The organism is Streptomyces sp. NPDC059455, from assembly GCF_042750115.1.
Lineage (GTDB): Bacteria > Actinomycetota > Actinomycetes > Streptomycetales > Streptomycetaceae > Streptomyces > Streptomyces endocoffeicus.
In genome coordinates, this window is record NZ_JBHYVB010000013.1 from 55714 (window position 1) to 77757 (window position 22044).

A 22044-nucleotide genomic window follows, 5' to 3' on the forward strand; every position below is an offset into this window, starting at 1 on the left:
CCCGCGCGCCGCCCCGCCCGCGCTCCCCGCCGCGCCCGCCGCCCCCGCGCCGCGCCCGCGCCGCGCGCGCGCCCCCCCCCCCCCCCCCCCGCGGCGAATCATGCCTGTCGCCGAACGAACAGGAAGGAGCACCCTCATGAGGTACATGCGCATCGTCGTCCTCGCGGGCAGCACCGTGGCCGCCACGACGGCCGCCCTCGCGCTCCCGGCGCAGGCCGACATCCCCGCCCGTCACCACACCCCGGCCGCCCAGTGCGAGTACCCCGCCGACGTCCTCGATCTGACCAACTGGAAGCTGACCCTGCCCACCGGCGAGGACGAGGACCCGACCGACATCACACAGCCCGATCTCGCCACCTTCTCGGCCAAGCCCTGGTTCCAGGTCACCGGGAAATGCGACGCGGTCCGGTTCCGGTCCGCCGTCAACGGCGTGACGACGGGCGGCTCCAACTACCCGCGCGCCGAGCTGCGGGAGATGACCGATGACGGGGAGGAGGAGGCCGCCTGGTCGACCACCGAGGGCACCCACACCCTCGTGGTCAAGGAGGCGTTCACCGCGCTCCCCAAGGAGAAGCCGCACCTCGTCGGCGCCCAGATCCACGGCGGGGACGACGATGTCACGGTCTTCCGCCTCGAAGGCAGCAAGCTCTACATCACCGACGGCGACGACGCCCACCACCACCTCGTCACCGACGACTATGAGCTGGGCACCGAGTTCGAGGCCAAGTTCGTGGCGCGGAACGGGAAGATCACCGCCTATTACAACGGGGAGCGTGAGACCACGATCTCCTCCGACGGGGACACCAACTACTTCAAGGCGGGGGCGTACACGCAGGCCAACTGCGACAACTCGGACCCCTGCGAGGACGACAACTACGGTGAGGTCCACATATCCGGCCTCAAGGTCACCCACTCCTGACCAGGGGGATGCGGTGCCGGGTCTCATCCGCCACGGGGAGGCCCGGCACCGGCGCACCGACGCATCGGCGCGGCGCACCGGCGCAACGCGCACCGATGGCATGTGACCGTGGCGCCTGCCCCTGTCGCATGTGCTTCCGTAACACCGCAACCTCCACAAAGGTGAAGATTTCTGGAGTGGTGGGTGAATTCCCTTCTCAACCGGCCAGGTCCCACGCGTCTCCGGCGCACACCGAGCCCCGCACCGCCCTCACGAACGCCGCAATCGGTACGTGTCTTTCCGCGTACGCAGTAAGTTCGATCCGCGTGCGCTAACGGCAGACAGCAGCGGTTCTGGTCTCGCAGGAGGGGAGTGTCGTCGTGCGGCGGGGGGAGAAGGTCGGCAAGTACCGGCTCACCAAGGGGCCCGTCGAGGGAGGGAGAGGCGCGGTCTGGTTCGCCGTCGACACGGAGCTGGGCCGGTCCGTCGTCCTCAAGCGGACCTTGCTCGAGGGCAACGGTCAGGCCGATTTCGACGAGTTGCTGGCCGAAGCCCGCGCTCTGGCGAAGTTCAGCCACCCGAACGTGGTCACCCTCTATGACGCCGTCCGCGCGGGCAAGGGCAGGAACGCCACGTTCTGGCTGGTGATGGAGCATGTGACCGGCGGCAGCCTGGATGTCCCGGTGAAGATGGCCCCCGAGCTCGCGGCACACATCGGCGCACAGATCGCGGCCGCGCTGGCGGCCCTGCACGACAAGGGCATCGTGCACTGCGACGTCAAGCCCGGCAATATCGTGATCACCCCCGACAGGGTCGCCAAGCTGACCGACTTCGGCGCCGCGTACCGGGTGGACGGCAGTGAGACGATCACACCCAACGGGCCGGTCAGCCTCACCCCCTTCTTCGCCGCCCCCGAGGCGTTCCGGGGCGCGCCCGAGCGTGCGTCCGATGTGTTCTCGCTCGGTGCCACGATGTACTGGCTGGTGACCGGGACTCCGCCGATGCGCGGCGCCGGGCGGGCGGTCCGGATGGAGGCCATCAGCCCGCAGGTCGGGCCGCTCGGATCCATCCTCACCGCGATGCTCCAGCGCGACCCCGGGGCCCGGCCCACCGCGGCCGAGGCGCTCACCGCCCTCGCGGACATCGCGGGACCCCCGGACCAGTTCCCGACTCTCCCGATGGCCCCGTCGACCACGCCCTACACGGACGTCCTGACGCTCGGCGAGGTCACGGCGGCAGGGCCGCCGCGCCGCACGGCGACGCTGGTCCAAAGGCGTCCCTTGCTCATGGCCGGCGCCGCCGCCGTCACGGCACTGGCCATCGCCGTTCCGTTCATCGTGATGAGCCTGGGGGGCGAAGACGGGGACAGGGCCACCCCGGCACCGGACAAAACGGCCGCCGCGGGCTTCATCGGCGACCCCCGTACGGCCGACCCCTGCGCCCTGCTGAACGCCACCGTGTTCCACCGGTACGACGAGGCCAAACTCGACCGTGACTACGGCAACTTCAACCGGTGCGACATCGTTCTGAAGGAGCGCAGCGAGGAGGTCGTGGACATCAGGGTGGAGCTCGACGCCGATTCGCTGCCGGAGGGCGTGGCGAGGAAGACCGAGGGCAGGGTCACCGTCGTGGAGCGCGCCGCCGAGGACGACGAGTGCGAGCGGGCCGTGGCGGTGACCGGCGCCCGCGACAACAGCCTCCGGGTCACCGCGGCGGCGCGACAGCCCAACGAGGTCAAGGAGCCGCTGTGCGACACCGCCGATCGCGCCGCGGGAGTCGCGGTCAAGGTGCTCAACCGCGGTGAGATCCCTCGGCGTTCCCCGGGCTTTCCGTCCAATTCGCTGGCGCACCTGGACGCGTGTACGTTGCTCGACGTCAAGGCGCTGGAGAAGGTGCCGGGGATCGACGCCCGGGACCCGGACGTCGGATTCGGCCGCTGGGAGTGCCAGTGGAAGTCCACCACCCGCGCGTTCGAGGTGGACTTGCGCTTCGACCAGGGCGATCTGCCGCGCGACAAGGGTGCCCGGTCCACCAAGCTCAGCGATCACCAGGCCATCGTGCTGCCGGAGGACGAGGGCCCGGGGAGCTGCCGCGTCGAGGTGGTCCACCGTGACTACACCGGCCTGGACCGGGTGGAGGGCACCGAGCGGGTGGCCCTCGTCCTCAAGGGGGCGGGCCGCAAGGGACAGCCCTGCGAACTGGCCACCGACCTCGCCGGTTCGGCCGCCGCGGCGTTGCCACCTGCCTGAACCGTCACCACGGCACCGCCGCACGGGTGAACCCCCGCCGTGGTGCCGCCCCTGGCATCAGGTGGACGCCGCCCCGGGGAGGCGGGCGCGCCAGGTGTGCGATGTCCGCTCCACGCTCGCGGCCAGTTTCCTGGTGGCCGGGTCGGCGCCCGCCGAGCGCTCCGAGTGGGCGATCTTCGCCGCCTGGTCGAGATGCTCGCGCATCGCCGCGAGGAGGAGAGCGTCGAAGACGGCGCCCTGCGCTCGCTCGATGGTGCGCAGTTCGTCCTCCGTCACCATGCCGGGCATGTCGTGCCCCTCGTGGGGATTGGTGTCGGGTACGCCCGCCCGGACGAGCAGCTTCCGCAGCCGCACGAGTTCGCCGCGACAGGCGGTGGCCACCGGTTTCGCCCACTTCTCCACCCCCGCGTCGGAGGAGTGGCCCGGGACCTGGTCCAGCAGGGGGACCGCCTGGTCGTCCATCGCGATCACCAGCTGGATCCAGCCGATGTCGCTGGAGTTGAACGTCCCCGACGTCGCTTGCCCGCTCGGCGCCCGCGTGGCGGGGTGCCGCGCCGCCGATGGCGACCGGGCCTCGCCCGACGGCTTTCCGCTGCCCTCGCCGCATCCCGCGGCGAGCAGCACCACCAGCACCGCTACGGACGCCGCGCGCCGCGCGGCCGTGGCCGCTGTCATGTCGACTCCCCTCGTCACTCGCGGGCGTGGGTGCGGGCGGAGCCCCCCGTCACGGGGCTCCGCCCACCGGCGGGACGGGGCCGCCCTGCCGGGCTGTGCGTTCTCCTCCTCGGTCAGGGACGGCCGTCGGCACCGCACTTGACGATCACATTGATGCAGTCACGCACCCGCCGGGCCATCTCGTCCTCGGGCCAGGCGTTGAAGAAGTCACCGTGCATGGTGTATCCGGCGCCCGACGCCAGCTTGAGCCGCGCGGGGTCGCCGTTGACCGGGTAGCGGAGTACCTGGCGCAGCTTCGGCACGGCCACCGGGTGGGTCGCCGGGCACTGGTCACCGACCGGGTACGCCATGTGGCTCTTGTGGTCGGGGGAGTCGAGGTCCTTCCCGTTCCAGCACTGGGGGAAGTCGAGGTAGGACTCCAGCATCGAGTCGGACGGGCAGTTCACGAAGTCCTTGGAGGGGTTGACCTCTCCGTGGTGCAGGCACGACCAGCGTGCGATGGACGTGGGGTCGCCTACCCCGGTGGCCTTGGCGTTGCCCGCCACGATCCGCAGTCCCTGGGGGAGCGGCTTGATGGTCGCGATCACATCGTCGCGCACGCCTTCACCGAGGTAGTAGAAGGTGGTGCCGGTGGGCTCGATCTCCTTGCCGTTGGCGTAGAGGGTGGGGGTCCAGTACGACGACAGGTCGGTGGTCGGGCCGCAACTGGTCCGGCCCCGCTTCAGGGCGGCCAGATCGGTGTGCGCGTTGGTCGAGTCGTTGCCGAAGAAGCTGTGCATATGGGACGCGCCGGGGAGCCCCGGGAACACGATCGGGTCGTCCGGCAGCCGATGGGTGAACGGGCACTCGGCGACGAACTCCGCGACGCGCACCGGCGCTTTGGCGCTCCGCGGGCTCGACGCGACCTTGTCGGTGGCGCGGAGATCGGCCCGCGCACTGGCCGAGCCGGTGGACAGCATGGACAGGATGAGGCCGACGGCGGCGAGGACGACACCCGGACCTCGCCAGCGGCCGAGGACGCGCCGTAACGGCGGGAAGCGCGGGGGTGTAGGCGACATGACTCTCCTTTCCGTGCGCACACGGGAAGAGCGGAAGAGCGGGAGAGGCAGCCCAGCGGTGTGGTCACGCGGGGCCGTCGAGAGAGCGCTCTCACAGAGCGTTGCCGCGGACGTTAAAGGTGACTCAGGTCACTGTCAAGAGTCCGCGGCAACGATGGGTCCGCTGCCGCTTTCGAGTCGGTGGAGTGCCGGTCAGTCCGTGGCGTCGGGCTCGGTCCGCCCGGCCGCGAGCAGGTGGATGAGCAGCAGCACGATCCCGGAGATCAGGAAGACGCGGGTGGCGGCCTCCAGCCCGTTCCACGTCTTGGACTGCCACATGGCGAACCACTCGCCACCGATGGCGATGAACCCGGCGCCGAACAGCAGCATCAGCATCAACAGCCCCACGGTGCTGGCCTGACGGGCGCGGCGGACGCTGCCCCCGCGCAGTCCCGACCCCCACATGGCCGTCGCGGCGATGAGGACGAGGGCGGCGATGCTCTCCCAGACGATGATGGCGACGTAGGCGGTGTCCTGGAGAGCGGTGGACTTGATGGCCCGCCACATCAGGTCGTCGTCCTTGAACGTGGTGTCCATCGCCAGGACATGGCGGACGAATTGCTGATTGGTGTCGAAGTCGGTGATGTTGCCGAAGGCGACAAGCGCGATGTACAGGGCGATCGTCCCGGTGAGCACCGCCGAGACGGCGGAGTAGGCACGAAGGGAACGTATTCTGCCGGCTGGCTCGCTCACGATGACTCTGTCTCCCCGTTGTATTCCGTTGATCGGACCGAGCCGTAGCGTACAACTGTTTGGCCCGGTGGGCCCGTTGGCGGGGAGACGCAGGTCACATGCGTCCATGTCACAGGAGGTCGGGCCACCTCGTCTCAGGGGTGTAGCCACTGACAACCACCGAGGAGCACACCATGGACGCGCGACTGAACTACTTCGCCGGTCCGACCGCGGGCAAGGTCCTCAAGCCCGTCATGGCGGTGGGCAAGGCGGTCAAGGGATCGCCGCTGCCGCCCGCCACGCAGGAGCTGGTGGCGCTGCGCGTGAGCCAGATCAACGGCTGCGCCGGCTGCCTCGACATGCACACCAAGGAGGCCGCCGCGGCCGGTGAGACCGCCGTGCGGCTGAACCTGGTGGCGGCATGGCGGGAGGCCACGGTCTTCACCGACGCCGAGCGTGCCGCGCTGGAGCTGGCGGAAGAGGGGACCCGGGTGGCGGACGCGGCCGGTGGCGTCGGCGACGAGGTGTGGGCGAACGCCGCCAAGCACTACGACGAGGAGCAGCTCACCGCCCTGGTGATCCTGGTCTCGTTCATGAACATGGTGAACCGGCTGAACGTCATCACCCGGCAGCCGGCGGGCGACTACCAGGTCGGGCAGTTCCACTGACCGGCATCGGGGGAGGGGAATCCGCGTGAGTGAGGTCGAGGAGTTCGAGGAGCTGCGGCCGCTGCTGTTCTCGATCGCCTACCGGATCCTGGGCAGTGTGAGCGAGGCCGAGGACGCGGTGCAGGAAACATGGCTGCGCTTCGACGGCTCGGCCACCCGGCCCACGTCCACCAAGGCGTATCTGTCGGCCACGGTGACCCGCATCTCGATCGATGTGCTGCGCTCCGCGCGGGTGCGACGGGAGGAGTATGTGGGCCCGTGGTTTCCCGAGCCGCTGCTCAGCGATCCGTATCAGGATCCGGCCCGCGCGGTGGAGCTGGCCGACTCGGTGTCGATGGCGGCGCTGCTGCTCCTGGAGCGGCTCAGCCCGCTGGAGCGGGCGGTGTTCGTGCTGCGGGAGGTGTTCGCCTTCGGATTCGACGAGATCGCCACGGCGGTGGGGCGGTCGGAGGCGGCATGCCGGCAGCTGCTGGTGCGGGCGCGGCGCCATATGCGGGCCGGACGGCCGCGGTTCGCGGCGGACCGGCAGGAGCGGCAGGAGCTGGCCACGCGGTTCTTCGACGCGCTGAAGGACGGCGATGTGGGCGGGCTGCGGAAGCTGCTGGCCGCCGATGTGCGGCTGGTCGGGGACGGTGGCGGCAAGGCCCCGCAGCTGGCCAGGGCCGTCATGGGCGCGGAGAACGTGGCGCGGCTGCTGGGCAATGTCTTCCCCTGGCTGCTGCGGATCGATGCGTCGTTGGAGCCGCGTGAGGTCAACGGCCAGCCCGGTGCGATCCTCCGGGACCGGGACGGCAAGGTGCTCCACACCCTGGTCCTCGATGTGCTCGACGGGCAGATCCAGACCATTCGCACGGTGGTCAACCCCGACAAGCTGGGCCACCTCGGGCCGGTCGGCGACGCCTGGGCCGTGGACCGCGAGGTGAAGCGGGCCCGTCGGCGGCCGAACTGACCGTGGGACGCGAGCGTTCGACGCTCTTGGTAGTCTCGGGGAGCCAGTCGTGCCACATCCGAGGCCAGGGAATCCGGTGCGAATCCGGAACTGACGCGCAGCGGTGAGGGGGACGGGCGGGGCATGTGACACCACTGGGAGGAGTCCGTGACGGCCGTGGGGCCGTCGCGAACGAGCACCGGGAAGGAGCCCCGTCCGGACGAGCCCGAGTCCGAAGACCTGCTGGCACCTCCGCGCCCGGTGCGCGGGGGACGTCCGTAGGCCAGGCTCCGCGTACGAGCCCCGACCACCGAGGCTGCCCGTGCTCCGCTCCGCCCGCCGTACCGCGGCGTTCCTGCTCGCCCCCGCCCTTCTGCTCACCGCGTGCGGTGGCTCCGGCCATGACGACGCGGCCGCCGGAAAGCCCGCCGGTTCGGGCTATCCGCGCACGATCGACAACTGCGGCCACAAGACCACCTTGAAGTCCGCCCCGAAACGGGCCCTCTCGCTCAACCAGGGCACCACGGAGATCCTGCTCTCGCTCGGCCTCGCCGACCGCATGGTGGCCACCGCCACCTGGACCGACCCGGTGATGAAGGGCCTGGAGAAGGCCAACGCCACGGTGGAGCGTCTGGCCGACAACGCGCCGTCCTTCGAGAAGTCCCTGGACGCCGAACCCGACTTCGTCACCGCCTCGTTCGTCTCCACCCTCGGCAAGGGCGGCGTGGCCACCCGCGAGCAGTTCGAGAAGCTGGGCGTGCCCACGTATGTCTCGCCGTCCGACTGCGCGGCGGGCAGGGACACCGACAGCGGTGGCGACGGCTCCCGCGGCAAGCCCCTCACCCTTGATGTGGTGTACGGCGAGATACGCGATCTGGCCCACGCGTTCGGTGTCGACGAGCGCGGCGAGAGGCTCGTCGCGCGGCTGAAGGAGCGCGTTCGCAAGGCCACGGAGGGACTGGACGCCTCCGGTGTCTCCCTCATGTACTGGTTCGCCAACTCCCAGTCGCCCTACCTCGCCGGCTGCTGTGGCGCGCCGGGCGCCATCACCCGGGCCGTCGGGGCGGAGAACGCCTTCTCCGACACCCACGACGAGTGGCCGCAGATCAACTGGGAGACCGTGGCCGACCGCGACCCGGACGTCATCGTCCTCGGCGATCTCACGCGCGAGCAGCAGACCGCGGAGACCGCCCAGGCGAAGGTGCGTTTCCTCGAGACCAACGCCGCCACCCGCAATCTCACCGCGGTGAGGAAGAAGCGGTACATCCTGCTGAGCGGGCAGGCCATGAACCCGTCCATCCGTACGGTCGAAGGGGTGGAACAGGTCGCCGCCGGGCTGCGCGACTTCGGGCTCGCCAAGTGAGTGCGCGCCAAGTGAATACGCGCCATGTGAGCACCCGCCGCGTGAGCAACCGCAACCTGGGCATCCGCCGTATGAGCACCCGCCTCCTGCCGCTGGTCGTGGGAGGGCTGGCCGCGCTGCTCGCGTCGGTCGCCTTCGCCGTGACCATCGGCCCGGCGGACATCTCCACGGCCGACGTATGGGCGGCGGTCACCGCCCATCTCGGCCTGGGGGAGAGCACCTTGCCGCCACTTCGGGACGGCATCGTGTGGAACCTGCGCATGCCGCGCACACTGCTCGCCGCCGTGTGCGGGGCGGGCCTCGCCCTCTGCGGGGCCGTGATGCAGTCCCTGCTGCGCAATCCACTGGCCGATCCCTTCGTCCTCGGGGTGTCCTCGGGTGCCTCCACCGGCGCCGTCACCGTGGTCGTGCTCGGCGTGGGCGGCGGGGCCGTGTCCCTGTCGGCGGGCGCGTTCACCGGTGCGCTGCTGTCCTTCGGCCTGGTGCTGGTGCTCAGCCACACTCTCGGTGGCAGCACCGACCGCGTGGTGCTGTCCGGAGTGGCCGCCATGCAGCTGTTCTCCGCGCTGACCTCGTTCATCGTCCTCACCTCCGCGGACGCCGACACCACCCGGGCCGTGCTGTTCTGGCTCCTCGGCTCGCTCACCGGCGCCGGGTGGGGCGATGTGCTGCTGTGTACCGCCGTCCTGGCCGCCGTCCTCGCGGTCTGTCTCGGCTACGCCCGCACCCTGGACGCGTTCGCCTTCGGGGAGGAGGCCGCCGCGGCGCTCGGCGTCCGGGTGGCCCGTACCCGTCTCGTCCTGCTGTGCGCGACCGCGCTGCTCACCGCGACCCTGGTCAGCTCCGCCGGGGCCATCGGCTTCGTCGGCCTGGTCCTCCCGCATGCCACCCGCGCCCTCACCGGCCCCGGCCACGCCCGTCTGCTGCCGGTCACCGCACTGGCCGGGGCCATCTTCCTGGTGTGGGTGGACACCGCCGCCCGCACCGTCATCGACCCCCAGGAGGTCCCGGTGGGCGTGGTGACGTCCCTCATCGGCGTACCGGCCTTCGTCGCCGTGCTCTACCGCGGCCGGAGGAAGCCATGACCGACGCCACCGCGGAAACCCCCGACTCGGAGCCCGCCGCCACCCCGGAAGCGGCCTCCGGGCTCCGCGCCGACCGCGTCAGCCGCCGCACCGACGGCCGGCTGATCGTCGACGGCATCACCCTCACCCTGCGCCCCGGCGAGACGGTTGCCCTGCTCGGTCCCAACGGCTCAGGGAAATCAACCCTGTTGCGGCTGCTCGCCGGGACCCTCGCCCCCTCCGCCGGAGTGGTCACCCTGGACGGCCGCGCCCTGCCACAGGTCGGCCGCCGCGCCACGGCGCGCCGTATCGCCACCGTCGAACAGCATGCCCACACCCAGACCGAGCTGACCGTCCGCGAGGTGGTGGCCCTCGGCCGTATCCCGCACCGGCGCGCCTGGGCGTCGGCCTCCGCCGTGGACACCCGGGCCGTCGACGCGGCCCTGGAGCGCAGCGGACTGACCGACCGGGCCGGTCAGTCGTGGCACACCCTCTCCGGTGGCGAACGCCAGCGCACCCAGATCGCCCGGGCCCTCGCCCAGGAACCGCGCGAGCTCCTGCTCGACGAGCCGACCAACCACCTCGACATCCAGCACCAGCTCGATCTGCTCGACCTCGTCGTCAGCCTGCCGATCGCCGCCGTGATCGCCCTCCACGACCTCAACCTCGCCGCGATGTACTGCGACCGCCTGCTCGTCCTCCGCGAGGGACGCGTCGTGGCCGAGGGCAGTCCCGGCGATGTGCTGACCCCGTCCTTGATCAAGCGGGTCTACGACGTCCAGGCCGATGTCACCCACGATCCGGGCCACCCGGTCATCCGCTTCCTGCGCGGGACGGCGAAGCCGTAAGACCCGGACCCCGAGCCGTGACACCCGGTCACCGGAGAACATCCAGGCCAAGCTGACCGTCCGCAACCGCGTCGAGATCGCGGCCTGGGCCTGGGACACCGGAGCGGAGCCATGTGTTGCGCGAGAGTGTCGACACCTGCTAATCATTTAACACGTGTCGTCGTGGAGGAGGGCGGGCCATGAGCGCGCAACGGGGATCGGTCGTGCTCCGGCGGCCGCATCGTCCTCGGGCCATTGGCTTCCTGGGCCTGGAGACGGTCGGTGGATGGGCCGTGAAGGTGTACGGCATCAGCGCGTGGACCGATGTGCCGCGTCCCGCGCTGGTGGCCGCGACCGTGGAGACCGCGGCCTCGGTGCTGCCCAGCCCCGCTCGGACGGACAGCCGCCATGGCATCGGGTTCGCCATCGCGCATGACGCGGCCGACCGCTGTTTCGCGCTGGTGGACTGGTGGCACGGGGAGAACGAGATCCATCAGCGACTGTTCTCGGCGCCCCTGGAGCAGCCGGACGCGCTGTCGCCGCACCCCGGTGAGGCCATCGGCTGCGTCTGGGAGCTGGCCGTCACCGACTTCGAACGCCGGGCATGGCTGCGCCATGTGCTCGCCAACCCCGACGGCCCGAACACGGATGCCTATCTCACCGCACGCTTCGCGGGAAGGGTTTAGTCATGGGGATGACACCGGAACGGCTGGCAGGCTTCGGCGAGGCATGGCGGCGGAAGGATCTCGACCTGCTGATGGAGTTCATGACGGACGACTGTGTGTTCCGCGCGTCCGTCGGCCCGGAGCCGGGCATGACCTTCCGCGGACGGGCCGAAGTGCGCAAGGGGTTCGAGCTGATGCTCGCCTACGACGCGGGGCTCGAATCGCGGCCCGGCGGGGTGGCCTTCATCGCCGGGAACCGGGGCGCTTCCCAGTGGTCCTACACCGGTACCGACACCGATGGCCAGGTCCACGAGGTGCACGGCTGCGACATGTTCGAGTTCGACGGCGATCGGATCCGGGTGAAGGATGCCTACCGGCGCGTTCACGGGGACATCGGTCATGCTGCCACCGACTAGGGCCGAGGAGGTCGAGGGCCTTCCGGTGGGCATCGCCCTGCTCCATCACTTCGCCAACACCGAGGATCGCCGGGGATTCGTCGCACACGGGCGGCGCCTTACGGGACACGACGCGCTCGCCACGCCCGTCGATCTGGAACGCTGGCTGCGGGAACATGACCTCTTCGTAGGTGACGCACCCGACACCAAGGCCCATCAGGGCCACCTGACCAGAGCCCGCGCGCTGCGCACGGCGCTGCGGGCCGCGCTGCGCCAGGACGCGGAGGGTGACGGCGAGGGTGGCGAGGCCGCGGTCGGCTACTCCTTCCACGTCACACTGACCGCCGGCCACGGCGCCCACCTGACCATCGCCGCCGACCCCGTGGACACCGCCCTCGCACATATCGTCATGTCCGCGCTGACCGCCACGGTGAATGGGACCTGGCATCGGCTCAGGGTGTGTCCGGCCCCCGACTGCCAGTGGGTCTTCTACGACAACTCCCGCCCGGGCCGGGCCAAATGGTGCTCACCCCAGCTGTGCGGCAACCGCGCGAAGACGCAGGCGTATCGCCGCCGCCAATCGACCTGAATCGCGAGCAGGCGGCACGCGTGTCTTTCAGCGCTCGCTCCTCGCCGCCATGCGGGTCGCCGCCTCGTGCGGCAGCTGTGCGTGCAGTTCGAACATGGCCACCAGGTCGATGGCATCGCCGTTGATCTCCCGCTGTACGAACAGCCCGTCGGCGCCCGCCACGGCGTAGGTGGTCAGGGCGTGGACGGCGTCCTGGTCCAGTTCGGGGAAGAGTGTCCCGACCGTCTCGGCGATCTTCTCGCGTGTGGTCTCGCGGACCTGGAGGAACACCGTCCGGCCGCGCGGTTCGGTGGGGCGCCCCGTCGCCGTCGCCGCGGTGCGTGGACTGCCGCTCGACCCGATCCGCACCCGTGTCCAGCACCTCAACATCCAGGCGGCCACGCTCGACGACGTGGCCCGGAGCTACCAGCGCGTCCATGAACTCGGCTTCGACATGGCCCTCTCCATCGGGCAGCACACCAACGACAAGGAGCTCTCCTACTACGCCCGCACCCCCTCGGGCTTCGAGTGGGAGGTCGGCTGGAACCCCATCGTCATCGACGAGACGTCCTGGGAGCCCACCACGTATCAGGGCATCAGCGACTGGGGACATCTCCCGGTCGGCCGGACCATCCTCGACCAGGTCGAACAGTTCCGCCTCGGCGCCCGCTCGCTGGCCCGGCCCGAGACCACCGTGCCCGCCCTCAGCGGCCCGGCATCCCCGACGACTGACACCGGCGGGTTGTAGGGTGCGTGGCATGCCGGATGCCCCGCCCCGACCCCAGCCGTTCACCCCGCGGACCGACCCCGCCGCGCTCGAGGACCTCCGCGCGCGGCTGCGCGCGACGCGCTGGCCGGACGCGCCCGAGGACGCCGGGTGGGCGCTCGGGACCGACCTCGACTACCTCCGCGAGCTCGTCGCCTACTGGGCGGACGGGTTCGACTGGGCGGCGCAGGAGGCGGCGCTCGCCCGGCTGCCGCGCTTCCGTGTCCGGCTCGGCGGCCTGGGGATCCACTTCGCCCACGTCCGGGCCACCGCCCCGGCCGGGCCCGCCCTGCCACTGGTGCTCAGCCACGGCTGGCCGGACTCGTTCTGGCGCTATACGAAGGTCATCCCGCACCTCACCGACCCCGGTGCGCACGGCGCCGACCCCGCCGACGCGTTCGACGTGGTCGTGCCCGACATGCCGGGCTACGGGTACTCCGACCGGCCCACCGGCCCGCCGCTCGACTCCATCGCGGTCGCCGGGCTGTGGGCCGAGCTGATGGACGTGCTCGGCTATGAGCGGTTCGGCGCGGCGGGCGGGGACGTCGGCAGCCATGTGAGCCGCTACCTCGGGCTCGACCACCCCGACCGGGTGGTGGCCGTGCACCGCATGGACGGCGGCCTGCCCGTCTTCACCGGCGACCCGGCGGACCTCACGCCCGAGGAGCGCGCCTGGTTCGAGACCGTTACGGGCTGGGGCGCGGCCGAGGGCGCGTACGCCGCCATGCACCGCACCAAACCGCAGACCGCCGCCTTCGGGCTCACCGACTCACCGGCCGGGCTGGCCGCGTGGATCGTGGAGAAGCTCCGGGCGTGGAGCGACTGCGACGGCGATATCGAGCGGAGCTTCACCAAGGACGAGATCCTCACCAACGTCACGCTCTACTGGCTGACGGGCACGATCGGCTCCGCGATGCGCATGTACCACGCCAACGCCGCCATCCCGCCCGCGCAGCACGCCCGCCGGGTCGAGGTGCCGTCCGGCTTCTCGCTCTTCCGCGGCGACATCGTCCGCCCGCCGCGGGCGTGGCTGGAGCGCACGACGAACCTCGTGCGGGTGACCGAGCTCGCGCGCGGCGGACACTTCGCGCCGTTCGAGGAGCCCGAGCTCTACGCCGAGGAGTTGCGGGCCTTCTTCCGTCCCTACCGGGCGGCGGCGACGGGCTGACACCCGGTTCCGGCACCGCTGCCACGCCCTCAGGACACGGGGGCCGGAGCGCGCGTCGGGGTCCAGCGCAGATGAACGGCCTGGTCGGCGGGGTCGGGCCGGAGCAGTGACAGCCGGGGCCGTACGGCGTCGGTGCGCGTGGCCGGGGGCTTGCGGCCGCCCGCGCCGAACTGCACCGGCCATGCGGCGCCCGGGCCCCGGTACTCCTGCTCGGCCGCCGCGTGCAGGGTCCAGTGCGGGTCGTACAGATGGGTGCGGCCCACGGCGCACAGATCGGCGCGGCCCGCCAGCAGCAGCGAGTTGACGTCGTCGTACGAGGCGATCGCGCCCACCGCGATGACCGCGGCCCCGGTGGCGGCGGCCACCTCGTGGCGGATGCGGTCGGCGAACGGGGTCTGGTAGGAGCGGCCGAAGGCCGGGCGCTCGTCCTTGGTGACCTGGCCGGAGGAGACGTCGATGGCGTCCGCGCCGTGGGCGATGAACGCGCGGGCGATCTCCACGGCGTCATACTCGGTGTTGCCGTCCGGCACCCAGTCGGTGGCGGAGATGCGCACGATCATGGGCCGCTCCGCGGGCCAGACCTCCCGCACGGCGTCGAACACCTCCAGTGGGAAACGCAGCCGGTTCTCCAGCGGACCGCCGTACGCGTCGGTGCGGTGGTTGGCGATCGGGGAGAGGAAGGAGGACAGCAAGTAGCCGTGCGCACAGTGCAGTTCGAGCAGATCGAACCCGGCGTCGGCACCCCGGCGGGCGGCGGCCACGAAGTCCTCGGCGATCCGGTCCATATCGGCGCGGGTGAGCTCGCGCGGCACGGCCGAGCCGGGGCCGTACGGCAGCGGGGAGGGTCCGACCACCTCCCAGTTGTCCTGCGGCAGCGGGTCGTCCATGCCCTCCCACATCAGCCGGGTAGAGCCCTTGCGGCCCGAGTGGCCGAGCTGGAGGCCGATACGGGCGGTGCTCCGCTCATGAACGAAGGAGACGATCCGCCGCCAGGAATCGCCCTGCTCGCCGTTCCACAGGCCGGTGCAGCCGGGGGTGATGCGGCCCTCGGGCGAGACACACACCATCTCCGTCATCACCAGTCCGGCGCCGCCCATGGCCTTGGAGCCGAGGTGGACGAGGTGGAAGTCGCCGGGCACGCCGTCCACGGCGGAGTACATGTCCATCGGCGACACGATCACCCGGTTCTTCAGCTCCAACGCGCCCAGCCGGTACGGCTGGAACATCGCCGGTGCCACGCCGTCGAGGCCCTGCGCGGCGGCGAAGGCCACATCGACCCGGTCGGCGAACTCCGGGTCCCGGGTGCGCAGGTTGTCATAGGTGATGCGGCGGGAGCGGGTCAGCAGATTGAAACAGAACTGGGTCGGCTCCTGGTGGACGTACATCCCGATGTTCTCGAACCACTCCAGCGAGCCCTGCGCCGCCCGCTGGGTGGACTCCACGACCGGGCGCCGCTCGGTCTCGTAGGCGGTCAACGCGCCCTCGGCGTCGGGGTGTTCGTGCAGACAGGCGGCGAGGGCGAGCGCGTCCTCCATCGCCAGCTTGGTGCCCGAGCCGATGGAGAAGTGCGCGGTGTGGGCGGCGTCCCCGATGAGCACGAGGTTGCCGTGGTGCCAGCGCTCGTTGCGTACGGTCGTGAAGTTCAGCCACTTGGAGTTGTTGGCGAACACCTGGTGGCCGTCGAGTTCGTCGGCGAAGAGCTCCCGGACGCGCGCCACGGCGTGCTCGTCGGAGGCACCCGGTGCGAAGTCGGCTCCTTCGGTGGCGTCGAAGCCCGCCCGCCGCCAGACGTCCTCGTGCATCTCGACGATGAAGGTGGAGCCGGTGGCGGAGTAGGGGTAGCCGTGCACCTGCACGACGCCCCATTCCGTCTGCTTGACGAAGAACTGGAACGCCTCGAAGACCCGGTCCGTGCCGAGCCACATGTACTTGCTGTGCCGACGGTCCAGGGAGGGGCGGAAGACCTCCGCGTGGGCGGCCCGTACGGGGGAGTTGACGCCATCGGCCCCCACCACCAGGTCGTACGAGGCGCGCAGCCGCCCGGTGTCCGGGGCGAGGGTGGAGAAGCGCAGGGTGACGCCGAGGTCGCGGCAGCGCTCCTGGAGCAGGCGGAGCAGTTCCTTGCGGCTCATGGCGGCGAAGCCCTGGCCGCCGACGGTGTGGCTCTCGCCCCGGTAGTGGATATCGATGTCGGTCCAGCGGGCGAAGCGCCGGGCCATGTCCTGGGCGATGGTGGTGTCGGCGTTCTCGATGCCGCCGAGCGTCTCGTCGGAGAAGACGACGCCGAAGCCGAACGTGTCGTCGGGGGCGTTGCGCTCCCAGACGGTGATGTCGTGGGCGGGCTCGAGCTGTTTCATCAGGGCCGCGAAGTACAGCCCGCCGGGACCGCCGCCGATGATCGCGATCTTCAAGGGGGTTCCTCTCAACTCTCGGCGACGGCCTCGGCGGCCGGCTCGTCCTCGGTGACCGCGCGCAGCAGCTTGAAGCGCTGCAGTTTGCCGCTGGTGTTGCGCGGCAGGGCGTTCTGGAACCGCACCTCGCGCGGGTACTTGTAGGGCGCCAGGACCTGCTTGACATGGTCCTGGATCTCCTTCGCCTTGGCGGCGTCGGCGGGCACACCGTCCCGCAGCACCACGAAGGCGCACACGATCGAGCCGCGCTCGGCGTCGGGGCGGGCCACCACGGCGGATTCCACGACGTCCGGGTGGGTGTCGACGGCGGCCTCCACCTCGGGGCCGCCGATGTTGTACCCCGAGGACACGATCATGCTGTCGCTGCGGGCGTGGTAGTGGAAGTAGCCGTCCTCGTCCCGGTGGAAGATGTCACCGGTGATGTTCCAGCCCGCCAGGACGTAGTCCCGCTGGCGCTCGCCGCTCAGATAGCGGCAGCCGACCGGGCCGATGACCCCGAGTCTGCCCGGCTCCCCGGGGCCGAGTTCCGTGCCGTCGGGGCCGAGTACGGTGGCGCGATAGCCGGGGACCGCCTTGCCCGTGGCGCCGGGCCGGATGTCGTCTCCGGCCGCGGAGATGAAGATGTGCAACAGCTCGGTGGCGCCGATGCCGTCGATGATCCTCAGGCCTATGTGTTCGTGCAGCTCCTGCCAGGTGGCGCGGGGTATGTGCTCGCCCGCGGACACACCGATGCGCAGCCCGGCCAGCCGCCGCTCGGCGCCCTCGCGCAGGATCGCCCGGTAGGCGGTGGGCGCGGTGGCCAGGGCGGTGACGCCGTGCCGCGCCACCAGCTCCGCGAGGTGCGGGGGAGTGGCGGACTCCGTCAGCAGGGCGCAGGCTCCGGCCCGCAGCGGGAAGACGACCAGCATGCCGAGGCCGAAGGTGAAGGCCAGGGGCGCGGTGCAGGCCGCCAGGTCGTCCGGGACCAGGCGCAGGGTGTGGCGGCCGAAGGTGTTGTCGATGGACAGGATGTCCCGGTGGAAATGCATGGTGATCTTGGGCGCGCCGGTGGATCCGGAGGTGGGGCCGAGCAGTGCCACATCGTCGGCGGCGGTGTCCACGTTGGTGAACTCACCGGACTTGTCCGCGGTCCTGGCCACCAGATCGTCCGGGCCGCTGCCGCCGTACTCCACCACTGTCAGTCCGGGCAGCGCGGTGTCCCGGACCGTGCGGACGTCATCGGCGAACCGGTGGTCCACCAGGGCGATCGACGGCAGGGTGCGCTCGGCCACGGGGACGAGCTCCCGGGTGCGCAGGGCGGCCATCGTGGTCACCACCACGCCACCGGCCTTGAGGACACCGAGCCAGGCCGCGACGGTCCAGGGGTTGTTGGGCGAGCGCAGCAGGACGCGCCGCCCCGGCACCAGGCCCAGGTCCTCGGTGAGCACCTGGGCCACCTGATTGGCGCGGATCAGCAGTTCGCCGTACGTCCACACCTCACCGGACGGGGTGCGCAGGGCGGGGCGGTCGGGGCCGAACAGCGCGGTGGGGGTGTCGATGAGCTCGGTGGCCGCGTTGAGCCGGTCCGGGTAGCGCAGCTCCGGCGTGGTGAACTCGAGGGTCGGCCACAGATGTGCGGGGGGCAGCTGGTCGCGGGTGAAGGTGTCGAGGTGCGCCGAGGGCGAGAGGGGGTGCGGAAGAGTCACGGAAGAGTCCTTCCGGGAGCCCGCCGGGGAGAGCGGCGGATCAGGTGGGGCGGATCAGGCCCTCCTGGACCACGGTGGCCAGGTGGCGGTGATCGCGCGTGTAGAAGCGCCCCGTGCCCAGGCCCCGGCCCGCGTCGGCGGCGACGGCTTCCTGGACGTAGAGCAGCCAGCCGTCCACCGGCCCCGGGCGGTGGAACCACATCGCGTGGTCGAGGCTCGCGGTGACCAGTCCGGGTCTGGCCCAGGGCAGGTCGAGCACCCGCAGCACGGGTTCGAGGATCGTGTAGTCGCACACATACGCCAGGGCGGCGAGGTCCCGCTGGGCGTCGGTCAGCCCGTCGACCGGGCGCAGCGGGTCGAAGGGCTTCAGCCAGACCGCCTGGTGCGGAAGGCGCTCTCCCTCGACGGTGAGATAGACCGGGCCGGGGACGTGCCGCATGTCGAAGCCGCGGCCGCCGGACCAGTACGCCTTGGACTCCTCGGTCATGGAGCCGCCGTCGCGCTCGGCGAGGTACTCCGCCGAACTGGGCAGGTCCTCCGGGGCGGGCACGTCCTCGCCGAAGTCGGCGTGGAAGTCCGCACCGGCCTCGCCCGCCGCGAATCCGGCCAGGCAGACGTAGAGCGGCTTGCCGTTCTGGTAGCCGCGCACCTGCCGGGTGCTGTAGCCGCGGCCGTCGCGCACCACCTCCACCTCGTAGCGCACCTCGGCGCCGATGTCGGCGGGGCGCAGAAAGTAGCTGTGCATCGAGTGCGGCGACTTGCCGTCGGTCACCGACCGCATGGCCGCCGCCGCGGCCTGGGCCACCAGATCGCCGCCGTACGCCTTGGGCCAGGGGCAGGGCTGGGTGGTGGCGGTGAAGGCGAGGTCGAAGTGTTCGGGCTGGGTGGGCTTGAGGGTGACGGCGGCGGTGAAGACGGCCGAGGTGGGGGGCGGCGGGGTCATCGGCGGTCCAGCCAGTCGCGCAGCTCGGTGTCGGCGATATCGGGCAGGTTGACCACGATGTTCTCCGGTGTCCGGGTGGTCATCCAGGTCAGCGGCTTGGTGCGGGAGAGGTTGCACTCCACGTGCGGCATAAACGGTGGCACGAACACCCAGTCGCCCTCCTCCATGTCGACGTAGTCCCGGAGCTCCTCGCCGAAGTAGATGCGGGCCCGGCCGGACAGGACATAGCCGCCGGTCTCGGCCTCGCCGTGGTGATGGGTCACCGAGCGATAGCCCGGCTCGTTGCTGACCTTGCCGAACCAGAGACGGGTGGCCGGGGTGTGCTGGATGCTCACGCCCGAGATGCGGACGGCACCGCCCGAGTCGGCGGTGTCGGCGTTCTCGAGGCCGCCGCGCGTCACCACGGGGGCGACGATGCCGCTGGGCAGCCGGTACATCGAATTGTCGCCCTCGAGGCGGTACTTGCTCAGATCGGGCTCCATGGGGTCGGCTCCGTTCAGTCGGGGACCAGGATCCGATGTCTCGTGTTTCTCACGGTCGTCAACTAAAGTCAATACACCTGCCCGGCCGTGGGACAGGACGGAACACAACCGAGCCGGAGGCCCCATGACCCCCGTCCCCGTGAACCCGAGCACCCTGCCGACACCCAGCGGCTACTCACACGGAACACTCGCCGGAAACACCCTCCACCTGGGAGGACAGACCGCCCTCGACGCGGACATGAAGATCGTTCCGGGGGGCATCGTCGAGCAGTTCCGGCAGGCGTTCGGCAATCTGCTCACCACGCTGCGCGAGGCCGGCGGGCGGCCCGAGGACCTGGTGAGCGTGACCATCTACCTCACCGACATCCCCGACTACCAGGCGCACGGCAAGGAGATCGGCAAGGTCTGGCGCGAACTCGCCGGGCCCGTCTACCCGGCCATGGCGGGTATCGGCTGCACGGCGCTGTGGCAGCCCGAAGCCATGATCGAGATCCTGGGTGTGGCGGTGATACCGGAGGAACGACTCGTGGCGCCGCGCGCGTAGGGGGAGACCGCGTCCACAGAAGAGGCCGAGGCCGACAGGAGAGGCCGACGCCATCCGCGCATCCCTCCGCAACGCCCCGGCGAGAGCGGGTGATCACCATCGCCGTGCCAGACGTTAGGGTGCCGGGAATGACCGCGCAGACGACACCGGCCACCACCGTGGCGGGCGAACGGGAGTCCCGCCACGCCCCGCTCATCCTCACGCTCTACGGCCTCTACGCCCGGGGCGAGCACAACTGGCTCTCGGTCGCCTCGCTGATCGGCCTCATGGCGGACCTCGGCGTGGAGAGCCGGGCCGTGCGGTCCTCGGTCTCCCGGATGAAACGCCGTGAGGTGCTGCGCGGCGAGCGCCGCGAGGGCGTCGCCGGGTACTCACTCGCCGACTCGACCCTGCAGACGCTCGCCGAGGGGGACGTACGCATCTTCCGGCAGGCCAGGGCGTCCCGCGAGGACGGCTGGGTCCTCGTGGTGTTCTCCGTGCCCGAGTCCGAGCGCGAGAAGCGGCACGCCCTGCGGACGGCCCTGACCCGACTGGGCTTCGGCACCGCCGCGTCGGGCGTCTGGATCGCCCCCGGACACCTGGCGGACGAGGCGCGGCGAACCCTGGAACGCCGGGAGCTGTCCGCGTACGTCGACATCTTCACCGGTGACCACGTGGCCTTCGGGGACCCGCGGCAGAAGGTCCGCTCCTGGTGGGACCTGGACGAACTCACCGCCATGTACGCGGACTTCCGGCACCGGTACGGCCCCGTGCTGGACGCGGTGACGCGCCGCGAGCCACGGCCACTGGAGGCGTTCCGGACCTACGTACCGATGCTGACCCAGTGGCGGCGCATGCCCTACCGCGACCCGGGGCTCCCCCTGGAACTGCTTCCGCCGGAGTGGAACGGCGTGGCCGCGGGCGAACTGTTCGACCGGCTCCACACCCTGCTGAGTGCCCCCGCGGCGACCCACGCCGCGGGCGTCTTCCCTGCGCGCTAGGCATCGAAACTGGCACTGTCATCGGACCTATCTTCTTCCTGATGTGGACGCGTCATCCTCTACGCGGTAGCTTCTGCGAAAAGTTCAGACCTGAGCCAAGCTCTCCGAGAGGATTGATCGGATGTTAGTGAAACGGGTCTGCAAACGGATCCACCTGCTCTGCGTCACCGGCGCACTGGTCGGCGGCCTCGCCCTCAGCGGTGGCACCGCGACGGCCGGAGCCCGGAGCGACGCGGGTGTCCGGGCATTGCCCGCCGGGGTCTACTTCCAGAACGAGGGCACCGTCCAGGGGTGGTCCAACTACCCGCAGAAGCCCCAGAAGCAAGGCGTCATCCGCAATGTCACCACCCCCGCCTACAAGGGCGGCAACGCCATCGAGGCCAAGCAGACGTACATCAACGAGGGCGGCGGCTACCACTCCGAGACCATACAGGCCTCCACCCAGGCCGTCGGCCAGGACCGCTACTACGGCCAGGCCATCTACCTCGCCCCCAACTGGCAGTTCCACAACCAGAACGTCACCTTCCAGCAGTGGTCACCCGAGGATCCCGAGGGCCCTTGGGAGCTGATGTTCATCCAGAACGACGAGCTGCGCATCGGCGGGTCCGGGGGCATCAGCGCGAACGTCGCCAAGGTGACCGATCTGCGCGGCACATGGATCCGGATCGTCACACGCCTGAAGTTGCACGCGACCGACGGCGCCTTCGAGATCTGGGTCAACGGGGTGAAGAAGTACAGCAGGACCGGCGTCACCGTGCTGCCCAAGACGTCGAACACGGTCCGCTGGTCGTCCGGGATCTACTGCACGGGCTGGCGCGAGAACCCGCCCGCGGGCCCGTCGGAGCTCTCCGTCTTCCATGACCAGGCGCGCATCGCCAACTCCTACAGCCTCGCCGAGCCCGCCAACTGGTGACTACGGCCGAGCCGGAGTCGCCGGGGGGGGGGGGGGGCCCCCCCCCCCCCCCCGCACACGGCGCGCCACCCACCCACCGCGGC

General features: G+C 70.8%; 22 protein-coding genes, 1 pseudogene and 1 riboswitch. Of the genes and pseudogenes, 15 read left to right on the top strand and 8 right to left on the bottom strand.

Annotated elements, in window-relative coordinates; all coding sequences use genetic code 11:
* Positions 1-136: 136 nt before the first annotated feature.
* Positions 137-919, top strand: coding sequence for a polysaccharide lyase family 7 protein (locus ACFXB5_RS06745; protein ID WP_385203289.1), 783 nt, complete (start codon positions 137-139; stop codon positions 917-919).
* A 359-nt stretch (positions 920-1278) separates the two neighbouring features.
* Positions 1279-3147, top strand: coding sequence for a serine/threonine-protein kinase (locus ACFXB5_RS06750; protein WP_385203293.1), 1869 nt, complete (start codon positions 1279-1281; stop codon positions 3145-3147).
* 57 nt (positions 3148-3204) lie between these two features.
* Here the strand turns inward: ACFXB5_RS06750 and ACFXB5_RS06755 are convergent, their stop codons facing one another.
* The 3 genes from ACFXB5_RS06755 to ACFXB5_RS06765 form a co-directional block, all read right to left on the bottom strand.
* Complete coding sequence (locus tag ACFXB5_RS06755; protein WP_385203296.1) at positions 3205-3822, bottom strand: DUF305 domain-containing protein; 618 nt, start codon at positions 3820-3822, stop codon at positions 3205-3207.
* A gap of 113 nt (positions 3823-3935) precedes the next feature.
* Positions 3936-4880 (bottom strand): DUF1996 domain-containing protein, encoded by a 945-nt coding sequence (locus ACFXB5_RS06760; RefSeq protein ID WP_385203299.1) that lies wholly within the window; start codon positions 4878-4880, stop codon positions 3936-3938.
* A 192-nt stretch (positions 4881-5072) separates the two neighbouring features.
* On the bottom strand, positions 5073-5612 hold the full coding sequence (locus ACFXB5_RS06765) for a DUF2165 domain-containing protein (RefSeq protein WP_385203302.1): 540 nt from the start codon (positions 5610-5612) through the stop codon (positions 5073-5075).
* Between the two features lie 173 nt (positions 5613-5785).
* Between ACFXB5_RS06765 and ACFXB5_RS06770 the strand changes: the two genes are divergently transcribed.
* From ACFXB5_RS06770 to ACFXB5_RS06805, 8 genes are all read left to right on the top strand, one after another.
* Positions 5786-6259 carry a carboxymuconolactone decarboxylase family protein gene (locus tag ACFXB5_RS06770; protein WP_385203304.1) on the top strand — a complete coding sequence of 158 codons (474 nt, stop codon included), beginning with the start codon at positions 5786-5788 and terminating at the stop codon, positions 6257-6259.
* 25 nt (positions 6260-6284) lie between these two features.
* Positions 6285-7208, top strand: a complete 924-nt coding sequence (locus tag ACFXB5_RS06775) for an RNA polymerase sigma-70 factor (protein ID WP_385203307.1) — start codon at positions 6285-6287, stop codon at positions 7206-7208.
* A gap of 27 nt (positions 7209-7235) precedes the next feature.
* Positions 7236-7450: riboswitch (cobalamin riboswitch) on the top strand.
* 59 nt (positions 7451-7509) lie between these two features.
* On the top strand, positions 7510-8550 hold the full coding sequence (locus ACFXB5_RS06780; RefSeq protein WP_385203310.1) for an ABC transporter substrate-binding protein: 1041 nt from the start codon (positions 7510-7512) through the stop codon (positions 8548-8550).
* 71 nt (positions 8551-8621) lie between these two features.
* Positions 8622-9635 carry a FecCD family ABC transporter permease gene (locus ACFXB5_RS06785; RefSeq protein ID WP_385203421.1) on the top strand — a complete coding sequence of 338 codons (1014 nt, stop codon included), beginning with the start codon at positions 8622-8624 and terminating at the stop codon, positions 9633-9635.
* Positions 9632-10462 carry an ABC transporter ATP-binding protein gene (locus tag ACFXB5_RS06790; RefSeq protein ID WP_385203313.1) on the top strand — a complete coding sequence of 277 codons (831 nt, stop codon included), beginning with the start codon at positions 9632-9634 and terminating at the stop codon, positions 10460-10462. Before ACFXB5_RS06785 ends, ACFXB5_RS06790 begins: the two co-directional genes overlap by 4 nt.
* Before the next feature lie 179 nt (positions 10463-10641).
* Entirely contained in the window at positions 10642-11127 is a 486-nt protein-coding gene (locus ACFXB5_RS06795; RefSeq protein WP_385203315.1) for a hypothetical protein, read from the top strand.
* 2 nt (positions 11128-11129) lie between these two features.
* On the top strand, positions 11130-11522 hold the full coding sequence (locus tag ACFXB5_RS06800) for a nuclear transport factor 2 family protein (protein WP_385203318.1): 393 nt from the start codon (positions 11130-11132) through the stop codon (positions 11520-11522).
* Entirely contained in the window at positions 11506-12090 is a 585-nt protein-coding gene (locus ACFXB5_RS06805; protein WP_385203321.1) for a CGNR zinc finger domain-containing protein, read from the top strand. Before ACFXB5_RS06800 ends, ACFXB5_RS06805 begins: the two co-directional genes overlap by 17 nt.
* Positions 12091-12117: 27 nt before the next feature.
* Here the strand turns inward: ACFXB5_RS06805 and ACFXB5_RS06810 are convergent.
* Positions 12118-12387, bottom strand: a pseudogene (locus tag ACFXB5_RS06810) (TetR/AcrR family transcriptional regulator); the annotation flags it as partial.
* A 19-nt stretch (positions 12388-12406) separates the two neighbouring features.
* Here ACFXB5_RS06810 and ACFXB5_RS06815 point away from each other — a divergent pair.
* Entirely contained in the window at positions 12407-12817 is a 411-nt protein-coding gene (locus ACFXB5_RS06815) for a hypothetical protein (RefSeq protein WP_385203322.1), read from the top strand.
* 10 nt (positions 12818-12827) lie between these two features.
* Positions 12828-14003 (top strand): epoxide hydrolase family protein, encoded by a 1176-nt coding sequence (locus tag ACFXB5_RS06820; protein WP_385203325.1) that lies wholly within the window; start codon positions 12828-12830, stop codon positions 14001-14003.
* Between the two features lie 29 nt (positions 14004-14032).
* Here the strand turns inward: ACFXB5_RS06820 and ACFXB5_RS06825 are convergent, their stop codons facing one another.
* The 4 genes from ACFXB5_RS06825 to ACFXB5_RS06840 are packed head-to-tail and all read right to left on the bottom strand — an operon-like array spanning position 14033 to position 19524.
* Positions 14033-16414, bottom strand: a complete 2382-nt coding sequence (locus tag ACFXB5_RS06825; protein ID WP_385203328.1) for a bifunctional salicylyl-CoA 5-hydroxylase/oxidoreductase — start codon at positions 16412-16414, stop codon at positions 14033-14035.
* Between the two features lie 11 nt (positions 16415-16425).
* On the bottom strand, positions 16426-18099 hold the full coding sequence (locus ACFXB5_RS06830; protein ID WP_385203330.1) for an AMP-binding protein: 1674 nt from the start codon (positions 18097-18099) through the stop codon (positions 16426-16428).
* Positions 18100-18139: 40 nt separating this feature from the next.
* Positions 18140-19042, bottom strand: coding sequence for an acyl-CoA thioesterase (locus ACFXB5_RS06835; RefSeq protein ID WP_385203333.1), 903 nt, complete (start codon positions 19040-19042; stop codon positions 18140-18142).
* Positions 19039-19524: a cupin domain-containing protein gene (locus ACFXB5_RS06840; RefSeq protein WP_385203336.1), complete on the bottom strand. Its 486-nt coding sequence runs from the start codon at positions 19522-19524 to the stop codon at positions 19039-19041. The genes ACFXB5_RS06835 and ACFXB5_RS06840 overlap by 4 nt, the downstream gene beginning before the upstream one ends.
* 124 nt (positions 19525-19648) lie before the next feature.
* Here ACFXB5_RS06840 and ACFXB5_RS06845 point away from each other — a divergent pair, with 124 nt between their 5' ends.
* The 3 genes from ACFXB5_RS06845 (at position 19649) to ACFXB5_RS06855 (ending at position 21961) form a co-directional block, all read left to right on the top strand.
* Positions 19649-20068 (top strand): RidA family protein, encoded by a 420-nt coding sequence (locus ACFXB5_RS06845; RefSeq protein WP_385203339.1) that lies wholly within the window; start codon positions 19649-19651, stop codon positions 20066-20068.
* A 128-nt stretch (positions 20069-20196) separates the two neighbouring features.
* A complete protein-coding gene (locus tag ACFXB5_RS06850) occupies positions 20197-21048 on the top strand; it encodes a PaaX family transcriptional regulator C-terminal domain-containing protein (RefSeq protein ID WP_385203342.1) in 852 nt (283 codons plus the stop codon).
* 121 nt (positions 21049-21169) lie between these two features.
* Complete coding sequence (locus tag ACFXB5_RS06855; RefSeq protein ID WP_385203345.1) at positions 21170-21961, top strand: heparin lyase I family protein; 792 nt, start codon at positions 21170-21172, stop codon at positions 21959-21961.
* Positions 21962-22044 lie beyond the last annotated feature (83 nt).

Excerpts from the sequence above, each read along its gene's own strand:
- ACFXB5_RS06850 (WP_385203342.1), top strand. The coding sequence starts at position 20,197 with ATGACCGCGCAGACGACACCGGCCACCACCGTGGCGGGCGAACGGGAG.
- ACFXB5_RS06790 (WP_385203313.1), top strand. The coding sequence starts at position 9,632 with ATGACCGACGCCACCGCGGAAACCCCCGACTCGGAGCCCGCCGCCACC.
- ACFXB5_RS06845 (WP_385203339.1), top strand. The coding sequence starts at position 19,649 with ATGACCCCCGTCCCCGTGAACCCGAGCACCCTGCCGACACCCAGCGGC.
- ACFXB5_RS06835 (WP_385203333.1), bottom strand. The coding sequence starts at position 19,042 with ATGACCCCGCCGCCCCCCACCTCGGCCGTCTTCACCGCCGCCGTCACC.
- ACFXB5_RS06805 (WP_385203321.1), top strand. The coding sequence starts at position 11,506 with ATGCTGCCACCGACTAGGGCCGAGGAGGTCGAGGGCCTTCCGGTGGGC.
- ACFXB5_RS06855 (WP_385203345.1), top strand. The coding sequence starts at position 21,170 with ATGTTAGTGAAACGGGTCTGCAAACGGATCCACCTGCTCTGCGTCACC.
- ACFXB5_RS06800 (WP_385203318.1), top strand. The coding sequence starts at position 11,130 with ATGGGGATGACACCGGAACGGCTGGCAGGCTTCGGCGAGGCATGGCGG.
- ACFXB5_RS06820 (WP_385203325.1), top strand. The coding sequence starts at position 12,828 with ATGCCGGATGCCCCGCCCCGACCCCAGCCGTTCACCCCGCGGACCGAC.
- ACFXB5_RS06785 (WP_385203421.1), top strand. The coding sequence starts at position 8,622 with ATGAGCACCCGCCTCCTGCCGCTGGTCGTGGGAGGGCTGGCCGCGCTG.
- ACFXB5_RS06770 (WP_385203304.1), top strand. The coding sequence starts at position 5,786 with ATGGACGCGCGACTGAACTACTTCGCCGGTCCGACCGCGGGCAAGGTC.
- ACFXB5_RS06755 (WP_385203296.1), bottom strand. The coding sequence starts at position 3,822 with ATGACAGCGGCCACGGCCGCGCGGCGCGCGGCGTCCGTAGCGGTGCTG.
- ACFXB5_RS06840 (WP_385203336.1), bottom strand. The coding sequence starts at position 19,524 with ATGGAGCCCGATCTGAGCAAGTACCGCCTCGAGGGCGACAATTCGATG.
- ACFXB5_RS06745 (WP_385203289.1), top strand. The coding sequence starts at position 137 with ATGAGGTACATGCGCATCGTCGTCCTCGCGGGCAGCACCGTGGCCGCC.
- ACFXB5_RS06760 (WP_385203299.1), bottom strand. The coding sequence starts at position 4,880 with ATGTCGCCTACACCCCCGCGCTTCCCGCCGTTACGGCGCGTCCTCGGC.
- ACFXB5_RS06795 (WP_385203315.1), top strand. The coding sequence starts at position 10,642 with ATGAGCGCGCAACGGGGATCGGTCGTGCTCCGGCGGCCGCATCGTCCT.